At 73.5% G+C, this 10,983-nt stretch carries 10 protein-coding genes; 4 read left to right on the top strand and 6 right to left on the bottom strand.

What is annotated here, in order from left to right; genetic code table 11:
- Positions 1-206: 206 nt before the first annotated feature.
- The 3 genes from ACWGIU_RS16700 to ACWGIU_RS16690 all read left to right on the top strand — a co-directional run bounded on the left by ACWGIU_RS16700 (position 207) and on the right by ACWGIU_RS16690 (position 5,167).
- Positions 207-1,589: an LCP family protein gene (locus tag ACWGIU_RS16700; protein WP_453706473.1), complete on the top strand. Its 1,383-nt coding sequence runs from the start codon at positions 207-209 to the stop codon at positions 1,587-1,589.
- A 52-nt stretch (positions 1,590-1,641) separates the two neighbouring features.
- Positions 1,642-3,729, top strand: a complete 2,088-nt coding sequence (locus tag ACWGIU_RS16695; protein ID WP_453706471.1) for a SpoIIE family protein phosphatase — start codon at positions 1,642-1,644, stop codon at positions 3,727-3,729.
- 112 nt (positions 3,730-3,841) lie between these two features.
- Complete coding sequence (locus ACWGIU_RS16690) at positions 3,842-5,167, top strand: cytochrome P450 (RefSeq protein ID WP_453706469.1); 1,326 nt, start codon at positions 3,842-3,844, stop codon at positions 5,165-5,167.
- A gap of 58 nt (positions 5,168-5,225) precedes the next feature.
- Here ACWGIU_RS16690 and ACWGIU_RS16685 read toward each other — a convergent pair whose 3' ends face one another.
- From ACWGIU_RS16685 to ACWGIU_RS16675, 3 genes are all read right to left on the bottom strand, one after another.
- Positions 5,226-6,617, bottom strand: coding sequence for a pyridoxal phosphate-dependent decarboxylase family protein (locus tag ACWGIU_RS16685; protein WP_453706467.1), 1,392 nt, complete (start codon positions 6,615-6,617; stop codon positions 5,226-5,228).
- Between the two features lie 67 nt (positions 6,618-6,684).
- Positions 6,685-7,035 (bottom strand): hypothetical protein, encoded by a 351-nt coding sequence (locus ACWGIU_RS16680; RefSeq protein ID WP_453706465.1) that lies wholly within the window; start codon positions 7,033-7,035, stop codon positions 6,685-6,687.
- Positions 7,036-7,214: 179 nt separating this feature from the next.
- Complete coding sequence (locus ACWGIU_RS16675) at positions 7,215-7,871, bottom strand: DUF4232 domain-containing protein (protein WP_453706463.1); 657 nt, start codon at positions 7,869-7,871, stop codon at positions 7,215-7,217.
- Between the two features lie 197 nt (positions 7,872-8,068).
- Here ACWGIU_RS16675 and ACWGIU_RS16670 point away from each other — a divergent pair, with 197 nt between their 5' ends.
- The gene (locus tag ACWGIU_RS16670) at positions 8,069-8,923 is read left to right on the top strand and encodes a hypothetical protein (RefSeq protein WP_453706461.1); all 855 of its coding nucleotides are present in this window, start codon (positions 8,069-8,071) and stop codon (positions 8,921-8,923) included.
- Between the two features lie 44 nt (positions 8,924-8,967).
- Here the strand turns inward: ACWGIU_RS16670 and ACWGIU_RS16665 are convergent, their stop codons facing one another.
- The 3 genes from ACWGIU_RS16665 to ACWGIU_RS16655 form a co-directional block, all read right to left on the bottom strand.
- Positions 8,968-9,195: a hypothetical protein gene (locus ACWGIU_RS16665; protein WP_453706459.1), complete on the bottom strand. Its 228-nt coding sequence runs from the start codon at positions 9,193-9,195 to the stop codon at positions 8,968-8,970.
- A gap of 140 nt (positions 9,196-9,335) precedes the next feature.
- Complete coding sequence (locus ACWGIU_RS16660; protein WP_453706457.1) at positions 9,336-9,836, bottom strand: hypothetical protein; 501 nt, start codon at positions 9,834-9,836, stop codon at positions 9,336-9,338.
- A 73-nt stretch (positions 9,837-9,909) separates the two neighbouring features.
- Positions 9,910-10,911 carry an RNA ligase family protein gene (locus ACWGIU_RS16655; RefSeq protein WP_453706455.1) on the bottom strand — a complete coding sequence of 334 codons (1,002 nt, stop codon included), beginning with the start codon at positions 10,909-10,911 and terminating at the stop codon, positions 9,910-9,912.
- Positions 10,912-10,983: the final 72 nt, after the last annotated feature.

Raw genomic sequence — 10,983 nt, 5'->3', positions numbered from 1 at the left:
CGTCCAGGAAGCCCCCTCGGAGCTGTCCGAGCGCTGACCGGGTCGGCGCCGCGCGCCCGGGTACGCCCAGGCGGCGGGCAGATGTACCAAGCCCGCCCCCTGCGGGGTGGAATCCCGGCGCGTACAGCCCGGGCTCGCGTACGAAGGACCAGTACATTCCCCATTTAATCCGGTTAATCCGGTTGGTTCGATCTTGGGGATGCGCCTTGCGTCGTACGGCTGTCGCTCTGACCCTGCTGACCGCCCTCTCCTGCGGGTCCTTCGCGGGCTCCCAGGCCGTCTCGGCCGCGAGTGCGTCCGCAGGCGGTGGCAGCGGCCGGGGCACCAACATCCTGGTCGTCGGCATCGACAGCCGCGCCGGGCTCTCCGCGGCCGAGAAGCGGCGGCTCCATGTGGGCGGCAAGGGGTGCAACTGCACCGACGTGATGATGCTCGTCCACCTGTCCAAGAACCGGCGGCGCGCGAGCATCGTCTCCATCCCCCGCGACAGCTACGTCGAGTACGCAAGCACCGCCGCCACCGCCACCGCCACCGCCCCGGCCCGCAGCGGCAAGATCAACGGTGCCTACGCGATCGGTGGTGGCCCGCTCACCGTGGCCACCGTGGAGAAGGCCACCGGACTCCACATCGACCACTACCTGGAGACCGGTTTCACGGGCTTCGAGCAGACCGTCGACAACCTCGGCGGCGCCACCCTGTGCACCGACAAGCCGCTCAAGGACGAGAACTCCGGGCTCGACATCGGCGCCGGGCGCCACCTCGCCGACGGGAACCGGGCCCTGCGCTACGTACGGGCCCGGCACGTCAACCTCCGGCCCGGCGACCTGGGCCGGGTCCGCCGCCAGCAGCGCGTAGTCGACGACCTGCTGGCCCGGCTCACCGCGGAGGGCGCCCTGGCCGGCCCCATCAGCACGGCGCGCACCGTACGCACCCTGCTGAAGACCGTGCGCACCGACGAGCGCACCGGCCTTGACGACCTGGTCCGCATCGGCTGGGCGCTCGGTCACCTCCGCACGGACCGGACGGAGTTCGCGACCGTCCCCATCCGCCTCTTCGACCACCGCGTCCCCGGTGTGGGTTCCACCCTGGTGTGGGACGAGGCCCGCTCCGCCGCGCTGTGGGAGGCGCTCGCCGCGGACCGCCCGATCACGGGCGACACCCGGATCCAGCCCGTCGTGGAGAATCCGGCCCCCGCCGACCCGGCCCGGATCGCCGTCCGCGTGGACGACGCCGATGTCGCCGCCGCCCTGCGCGGCAACGGGTTCGTCGTCACCGACACCTCGGCGACCGCGGCGCCGGAGCCCTCGGCGGGCCCGCCGGTCATCCGCTACGCCACCGGCCAGGAAGAGAACGCGGCGACCGTCGCGGCCGCGCTGCCCGGTGCCCGCCTGCAGGAGGACCCGGAGCTCGACGCGGTCGTCGAGGTCACCGCCGGCGCACGGCCCGTCCCGGTCAAGACCGTCACCTTCGACCGCAACCTGGCCGACGGCGCCCCCGTGACCGCCGACCGCCTCCGCTGCGCCGGAGCCCCGGCGGCGGCCGGGGCCGCCCCGCCGGGGAGCGCCGTGGAGCCGTCCGGGCGACGATGAGAGATGTGAGCCATGCACCGTCACGAGGCCGTTCCGGAGGAGCGGGTGCAGGATGCATGAGGAGATGCCGCTCGACGACCTGATCAGCAGCGCCGCCCAGGACGCCGGAGGCTGGCTGGGCGCCCTGCCGGTCGCCCTCGTGGCCACCAGCGCCGAGGGGATGATCGTGCGCTGGAACCACGGCGCCCAGCAGCTCCTGGGCTACGCCCCGCCCGAGGTGCTGGGGCGGCACATCTCCGATCTCCTCCATCCGGGAGCCGACCGCAGCCTGGGCCGGTCCTTGTGGGAGACGGCCGCCACCGGGCGCGGGGTCATGGGTACGGTCACCGCCTGGCACAGCAACGGTCACCCGTTGGAGCTGGAGATCTGGGCCTGCCCGGTCCCGGACCGCCACCACGGCGCCTCGGCCGTGCTGGTGTTCGCCGCGGACGCGCACGCCGCCCGCCGTATCCGAGGGTCGTCGGCCGTCTGGGACGGGCTGTTCTCCCGCTCGCCGGTCGGCATCGGGGTGCTCGACACGCAGCTGCGGTTCCTCCAGGTCAACCCGGCCCTCGAAGCGATGAACGGGCTGGCGGAGTCCGCCCATGTGGGGCGACGGCTGGCCGAGTTGCTGCCCGAGGTGAACGCCGACGAGATGGAGCGGGCGATGCGCCAGGTCCTGGACACGGGTGAGCCGGTCCTCGACCGGCGCCGTACCGGCCGGACCCCGGCCGACCCGGACCACGACCATGTGTGGTCGTGCTCGTACGTGCGCGTCGAGGACCCCGGCGGCCGGCCGATCGGCGTGATCGCCTCCCTCCTCGACATCACCACGCAGCAGCGTGACCACACCGAGGCCGAGGCGGGCCGGCGCCGCCTGGCCCTGCTCAGCGAGGCGAGCTCCCGTATCGGCGCCAGCCTCGACCTGGAGCGCACGGCCCAGGAGCTCGCCGACCTCGCCGTCCCGCACCTCGCGAGCGCCGTCACGGTCGACGTCCTGGACTCCCTCGCCCGCGGCATCGAGCCGGGCACGGGCCTGGCCGGCGGCGTGGCCCTGCGCCGTCTGGGCAAGGCGCCACTGACCGGCTCCTCCGTCACGCAGGCCCTGGCGCCTTTGGGCCGGACGCTCATCTTCCCCACGACCGCCCCCTACACCCAGGCCCTGGCGGCCCGTCAGTCGTTCCTGATCGCCCACCTCGACGAACGGACCGTCGCCCCCGCGGCGCGGCACTCCCCCAAACCGGCCCAACTCCTGGAGCTGGGCGTGCACTCGTTCATGATGACCCCGCTCATCGCCCGCGACATGGTCCTCGGCGTCGCCACCTTCTACCGCACCGGACACACCGGCGCCTTCGGATCCGACGACGTCACCCTCGCGGGAGAGCTGGCGGCCCGCGCCGCCATCAGCATCGACAACGCGCGCCTCTACCACCATGAGCACGAGACCGCGGTCGTCCTCCAGCGCAGCATGCTCCCCCAGCACATCACCCCGCCGCCCGGGATCGAGATCGCTCACCGCTACCTGCCGGCCAGCGACGTCAACGAGGTCGGCGGTGACTGGTACGACGTCCTACCCCTCAGCGGAGGCCGGGCCGCGCTCCTCATCGGCGACGTCATGGGCCACGGCATCGCGGCCGCCGCCGTGATGGGACGGCTCTCCGCGACCGTCCGTGCCCTCGGCCGCCTCGACATGCCTCCCACCGCCCTGCTGCACCAGCTCGAAGCCACTCTCGCCGACCTGTCCGACCCGATGCTCGCGACGTTCCTCTACGTGGTCTGCGACCCCGCCACCGGCCATTGCACGGTCACGCGCGCCGGACATCCGCCCCCGGCCGTGGCCCAGCCCGACGGCACCGTCTACCTCGTCAAGACCCCGCCGGGCGTCCCGCTGGGCGTCGGGGGCATCTCCTTCACCACCACCGACATCGCCCTTCCGCCCGGCAGCACCCTCGTGCTCTACACCGACGGCCTCATCGAGGCGCGCAGCCGCGACATCGACGAACGCCTGACCGAGCTCACCGGCCTGCTCGCCACGCCCCAGCAATCGCTCGACCACCTCTGCGACACCCTCATCACCCACCTGGTCCCCGCCTCCGCCGACGACGACATCGCCCTCCTCGCGGCCCGTATCGGCGTACCCGCCCGCCGACCACCCGGTTGAATTCGGGCCATCGGCCCTCCGGCGCTGTCACCGCACACGCCTGTCCCCGTACAGTCCGTGATGCCGAAGCGACCCTCGGGCACCGTCCCGACCGCCGGACAGGAGAAGAGCCATGGCCATCGACGCCGGCAGCGGGCCGCCCGCCCCACAGCGGTCCGGGACGGGGCGGCCGCTCCCTGAGGCCGACGCCGATGCCGTGGCGCGGTGGCGCGCCCACAAGGGTGAACTGGTCGACCTGTTGGCGCAGGTAAGGGAACGGCTCGGCGGGGTCGCCGCGTTCCGTCTCGGGCCCCGGCCCACCGTCCTGGTCACCAGGCCCGAGGCCGTGCGGCACGTCCTCGCCCTGCACCCGGACCGGTACGTCAAGCGCTCCCACCGCGCCCGTCTGCTCATCGGTGACGGGGTGCTCGCCGCGACCGGCGAGGCCTGGAGGACTCAACGGAAGCTGCTGCAGTCGCAGTTCACCGGGAAGGGGATGCGCCGCTACGAGGAGCGGATCATCGGGGCGGCCCGGACCACGGCCGGACGGTGGGCCGATCACGCGCGCACCGGGCGGACCTTCGACCTGGGTGAGGAGATGCGCCGCTTCGCCCTGGACACCATCTGGCGGGCGCTCACCGGGCACCCGCTCGACGACACGACGGCGCACGAACTGACGACCGTGGCCACCGTGGTAGCCGCGCTGCCGAGTCTGCCCGCCGACCAGGTGGACGCCCGGGACGCCGTCGCCGACGACCTGGCCAGGATCGACGAGGTCGCCCGACGGGCGGTGGCCGCGGCCCGGGACGGCGCCCCCGGACCCGACGGGCCGGGGCTGCTCCAGGTGCTGGTCGGCGCCTCGGCCGAGCGCCCCGAGTACACCGACCGGCTGGTGCGGGACGAGCTCGTCACACTGCTGGTCGCCGGCCACGAAACCACCGCGACCACGCTCACCTGGCTCTACCTGCTCCTCGACCGCCACCCCGCGGCCCGCGAGGAGGCGCTCGCGGCCGGTCGCGAGGGCTCACCGGAGCGGCGCGAAGCCATCCAGGCGCTGGTCGGCGAGACGCTCCGGCTCTACCCGTCCGCCTGGATCCTGCCCAGGCACGCCGCCGAGGCCGACGTCCTGGCGGGCTACCGCGTCGAGGCGGGCACGGATCTGCTGGTCTGCCCCTACCTCACCCACCGGGATCCCGAACTGTGGCCGGACCCCGAGCACTTCGACCCCCGGCGCTTCACCGTCCCCGGTGGCCGTCCCACCCGGCCCGGCGCCTATCTGCCGTTCGGCATCGGCCCCCGCGCCTGCCTCGGCCAGCAGTTCGCGCTGCGGGAGTCGGTCGCCCTCCTCGAACTCCTGCTGCCCGCCCACGTCCCGTGCTTCCGGGCCGTGCCCACCCGTGCGGCGTACAGCATCACCGTGCGCCCCGACGGCCCGACGCCCGTCACCCTGACCCGCTGAGGGGTGGGCGCCGTCACCGCTCGGGGCCATGCGCACACCGCCTCCGCGGCGGCCTCCCTCACGACCGGCTCGTCCTCGACGACGAGGCGCGGCGGATCGCGTCCAGGGTGTGTGACACGTCCTCGTCGGTCGTCGACCAGTTGCTCACCGAGATGCGCATGACGCGGCGGCCGTGCCAGGTGGAGCCGCTGATCCATGCCGCGCCCTCGTCGAGGAGGCGGGCCAGCACCTGGTCGGTGCGTTCGTCGTCGCCGAACTCGGCGCAGACCTGGGTGAAGACCACGTCGTTGAGGACGGTCGCGCCGTCGATGGCGTCGATGCCGGCGGCGAAGGCGCGGGCGTGCCGGCACAGCCGGTCGACGAGGCCGGCCACGCCCGGGCGGCCGAGGGACCGGAGGGCGGCCCATACGGTGAAGGCGCGTCCGCGGCGGGAGAGTTCGGGGACCTTGTCGATGGGGTCGCCGTGTTCGTGCTGGATGAGGTAGTCGCCCCGCAAGCCCATCGCTGACCGGAGCGCGGCGGGGTCGCGGACGATGGCGAGGCCACAGTCGTAGGGGACGTTCAGGGTCTTGTGGGCGTCCGTGGCCCAGGAGTCCGCCTCTGCGCAGCCGTCGGTGAGGTGGGCGTGGGTCGGGGACGCGGCCGCCCACAGGCCGAAGGCGCCGTCCACATGCACCCACGCGTCGGCCTCGCGGGCGGCGCGGATCGTCTCCCCGAAGGGGTCGAAGGCCCCGGAGTGGATGTCGCCGGCCTGCAGGATCACGATCGTGGGGACAGGGACGGTGGCGGGGCCGCGGGCCGCCAGGGTGCGGCGCAGGGCCGCCGGGTCGATGCGTCCTTGCGTGTCCGCCCCGACGAGTTCGGGCCGGCCGAGCCCCAGGTAGCGCAGGGCCAGATCGATGGCCATGTGGCGGTCCTGGCCCGCGATGACCCGCACGGGCGGTCCGCCGGCGAGTCCGTCCCGGGCCACACTCCATCCGGCGCGCCGCAGCACCGTGTCGCGCCCTGCGGCGAGGCAGGTGAAGTTCGCCATGGTGGCACCGGTGGTGAAGCCGACGGCACTGTCGGGCGGAAGGCCGAGCAGGTCGCGCAGCCAGGCGCCGGCGATCTCCTCCGCCGCCGTGTAGGCGGGCGAGACCGCGCGCATCACGCAGTTCTGGTCCCAAGCGCTGACCAGCCAGTCCGCCGCGAGCGCGGCCGGCTCTGTGCCGCCGACCACGAACCCGTAGAAGCGGCCGCTGGGGAAGGCGGTGAGCCCCGGCTCGCAGGCCGTGGCCAGCAGATCGACGACATCGGCGGGCGTGGTCGGCTCGTCGGGCAGGTCGGCGCCGAGCGCGCGCACGATCTCGTCGACCGAGGCGCGGGCGGGAACCGGGCGGTCGGACAGGCTGGCCAGCCAGCGGACGGCGTGCCCGTGCGCCTGTCGGAGCGCCGCCTCACGCGCGTCCATACCTCGGACTATGGGACACACCCCGCCCGCCCGCAAGCGGCGGGCCTGCGGGCAGGAGGGCGCGGAGTCAGTGGATGACGCTGAAGCTTCGCCAGGGCAGGCTCATGGGGGCCGTGACGTTGGAGAGGGTGGTGGCGACGTAGATCCCTTCGGCCTTGTCGGTCTTCTGACAGTTCTCCGTCCGGTACAGGACGACGTCGACGAGGGTGTGGTTCTCGACGTGCGTGGCGCCCTTCGGGATGCCGATCCTGTGGCAACCGGTGACCGGCGTGTTGGAGTAGCTCAGCTCGACCGGCGAGTCGTGCCCGCGGAAGGTCAGCATGCCGACGGTGCTCCGGCCCATGCCCGAGCAGGCGCTCGCCGTCAGCAGCAGAGCTGCGACGCCCACGATGGTGCTGATACGTCGGCAGTGGGACATGGGCTCGGTCCTCGTCTGTGCGGTGGTGACGGTCCTTGTCCACAGCCTGACCCGGCGGGGGGCGGCCGTCCTCCGTTGCTCGGCCGACCGGATGAACGGGAACGTGCCGGGGACCGTCACCCTGGGCCGACGGGCCGACGGGCCGACGGGCCGACGGGCCGACGGGCCGACGGGCCGCCCTACAGGCTCAGTGCGTCCTCCGCGTTGTTCATCCAGGCGGTCACGGAGTTCTTGTCGGGCGAGACGTACAGGCCGGGAGTGGACGCCTTCAGCGGTGTCTGCTTCAGGTCGGACTCGGTGTTCATGGTCAGCGCGATCGAGTTGACGGTCTTGCCCTTCCCGTCGTGGGCCCCGCCCATGAGCCCGGCATAGGCCGACTGGCCCGGTTCCAGCCGGAGCGCGTCCTCGACGCCCGGGGCCGCGCCCCGCTCCGTGGCCTGGCCGTCCAGATCGCCGAAGGTGACGATCGGATGCCCGAGCGCCCTGCACGCCTTGGTGCCCTTGTTGGTGATCTTCAGCAGGTAGCTGCTGGTCGTGGGCTCGGCCAGGCCGGCGGTGAACGTCACGTCGAGCGTGCTGCAGGGGAACACGTCGAAGTCGGGGTCGGTCGAGCCCGACTTCGCCGGCTTCGTGGGGGTCGCGGTCTTCTTCGGCGCGCCGGACTTCGACGGAGCCGCGCTCGCTACGGCGCTCGCGCTCCCGCCGGGGCTCACCGTCGGGCTCGCGCTCGGTGTCCCGGGCCCGCCCGCCGCGCCGTCCTCGGTGGGTCCACAGGCCGTCAGGGCCAGTGCGGATACGGCGGCGAGGGCGATGGCTGCCTTGCGTACGGTGCTCATGATGGGGTCCCCCCTGGGGAAAGCGCGGAACGCGCCGGGCTGGGCCGGGCTGGCTGAGCACCAGCGTCCCGCAGAAGCTTCACAGCTTGGTGACGGTGTGTCGTCGGATCGACCACGGTCGCGAGCCCGGCCTGATCGGCAAGGCACCCCTTTGAGGCCCGCCGGGGATGACGGGACAGCCCTTAGCATCTGGGTCCATGGGGACACCGGAGGAGAAGGACCGTGCGGGCGCGTGGCGGGTCACCGTGCGGGCACGTGGACGCACGACCGGTCCGCCGCCGGGCGGTCCGGCACGGCCCGTGGGCCGGCCGCTCGCCCGGCGGGGGGACCTGCGCATCCACGGCACCGCCGGGAAAATCAGCTGCGTGGACGCCTCGGGCCGTACCCGCTGGACCGCACTCTGTTCCGGCGTCCCCAACGCCGCCCACGTCTCCGGCGGACGGGTCCTCGTCACGACGGACTCGCTCGCGTACACGGCCTGGGGCAACCTGGGCCCGGCCGTACTCCTCGACCTGGCGGACGGCAGCCGGATCGCCGAACTGCGCGGCGCGCGCGGCGCGGCGCTGGGCGGCGGCCGGTTCGTGCTCGGTCTGGAGGGCTACGACGCCTTCGACAGCTGGGCTTACGACCGCGACGGCACGCTGTACGACTCCTGGCGCAGCTATGGCCATTACGTCGTCGGGACCGGCCTCCGCGTCGTCGAGACCGACCGGAAGATCCCCACCAGCAGCCGGGTGGTTCGGCTGCTGCCCGGTGGCGGCGTCGAGCGCGGACCGTCGCTCACCGGCCCGCAGACCCCGGAGCCGCTCGTCCTCGCGGACGGCACGATCCTGGTGCTCGACGCCGGAGTGCTGCGCGCCGTAGGCCGCCGGCTGGAGGACCGGGTCCTCGCCGAGCTCCACGCCATCGCCCCCGGGGAAGCGTGGCGTCACCGTGGCGCGCTTCACCGCTCCGGTGACGACATCATCGTGACCATCACCGAACAACACCCCGACCGGCCCGGCGAGGACACCTGCCGGACGTGGACGTTGACCCTCCACCCGGCCGGATGAGCCCGCGCGAGCCCGGTTGCTGCGGAGCCGGCCGGGGAAGGGCGTCAGTTGGCCACCACGGTCAGTACGGCCGAGACGACCGTGACCGCTGAGGCGGCCACCATCCAGTTCCGGGCCCGGCCCGACAGCACCGGGATCCCGTCGGCTTCGGGGTCGTCCTCCTCGGATTCCTCCTGCGGCTCCCGCCGGCGCGGACACGACCCGCAGGCCGGATCGTGGACCAGTGTGTCGAGCCAGACGACACCATCGAGCGGCGCCCGAGCGAACAGCATCCCGTCAGATTCCATAACCGGACAACGCCATGAGCCGCATCAGGCCACTGCCGGAACCCGGACCGAGGCCCAACCGTTGCCGACCAGCCGATCGGACAATGAGGTGAGCGCACCGGAGGGCCTCGGTGCGCGCGCCCGGATCACCGGCCGCGGCGGTTGTCGTAGATCGTGAGGCAGAGCTCCTTCATCGCGGCCTCCGCCCGCCTGGGGTCCGCGCCGTGGTCGATCGCTTCGAGGGCGGCGGCCGCCGAGGTCCGTACCGGGTACGGCAGGCCCTCGTAGGCGGAGATCCGGTAGGCCATCTTTCGGCGGGCCTCCCGCTCGGCCTCGCTCACCCCGTGGGCGGTGAGCGGAAAGACGGCCGCCTGGTAGGTCGCGATGCAGACGAGCGCGGCGTCGGCGAGGCCTTCCGCGTAGCCGTCGGCCGGAACGGTCTCGCGGTCGGGCTGGAAGAGGGCGAGGACCTGCCGGCGGGAGAAGAACGATCCCAGCCCGGCGCCGAGGCCGGCCACGGCCGCGAAGACCACGGCCAGCAGCCGGCCGGACAGGAGCAGACCGAGGCAGGCTCCGGCGACCGCGCCGCAGGTCACCAGGACGAAGGTGATCATCAGGTGGATACGCGCGCCGAGCGGGGACTTCATGGCAGCAGTATGCACAGTGCCGTCGGCGCGGGAGGACCCGGCGGGCCGCCGCCGCCCCGTGCCCCGGTGGGTGTCACGCGCGGCGGTCGGCGGCGTCGAAGCGGGCCAGGGTCAGGGCTCCGGCGTGCAGGCACTCCTCCAGTGCGCGGTACGTCGCCTGGTCCAGGCCGCCCAGGGCCTGTGCCACGTCTTCGGTGGCGTCCCGGGCGATCTCGGTGGCCAGGTCTCCGGGCGGGGTACGGGGTCCCAGCTTGCTCACGGCCGATGCGGCCCGCGCCGGGGTGAGCAGGCCCGTGCCGTGGGCGAGCAGCCAGCCGGGGACTCCTGCCGCGCCTTCGGCGGGAGCCTGGTAGGGGCGCGAGCCGTCGAACCGCTCGTCCTCGGCGAAGGCGGGCTGCTTGAACTTGGCCATGGGCCGCCCGGGTTCGCGGGATCCGTCGGCGGGTTTGACGACGAGGCCCTCGGCGAGGTTGTCGGGCAGGGCGGGCAGGCCCAGCAGCCCGGGCAGCCGGGTGGGGAAGACCGCCGGCAGCTCCTGGAGCCGTGCGAGCGGGCCTTCGGCGAGCAGCGGGACACAGAGCAGCCCGGCCTCGGCGGCCGCCGCGCGCAACGCCCGGTCGCCGACCCAGCACGGGCCGTCCTCGTCGGTGACGGTGGCGTCGAAGGGCAGCCAGAGGAGTTCGGGCGCGTACCAGACGCCGGTCTGCACGGGATCGGCTCCGCGCGTGGCGGGTACGTCGGGGTGGGGGTAGCGGCCGCCGGCGAGTTCGCCGTAGACGGTGACGATGGCGGAGGCCGGGGCTCCGGTGTCCTCGCGCAGGCTCTGGGCGCAGCGGGTCGCGGCCACCGCCAGCGCGGGCCAGATCCTGCCGACGCCGAAGAAGTCGTCCAGCCCGCCGTCCGCGAGCAGTTCGCGCCGCTTGGCGGGGTGCGCGCCGGACGCGTCGCACACGACGGCGAAGTTGGCGCCGTGGATCTTCTCGTGGGCTACCCAGTTGCGTCCTCGGGCCTCGCCCAGCCGGGTGTTCGCGGGGATCTTCGGATACGGGGTCCAGGGGCGGGGTTCGGGGTGCACCGGACGATGGTAGCGAGGGCGTCCGCCAGGATCCCGGGTTTGTTTCCCTGCCTGCTCGGCGGACTCTGGGGG

Source organism: Streptomyces sp. NPDC054840, from assembly GCF_053611065.1.
Note: the sequence above shows the minus strand (reverse complement) of the source record. Positions and strands in the feature narration are given on the sequence as shown.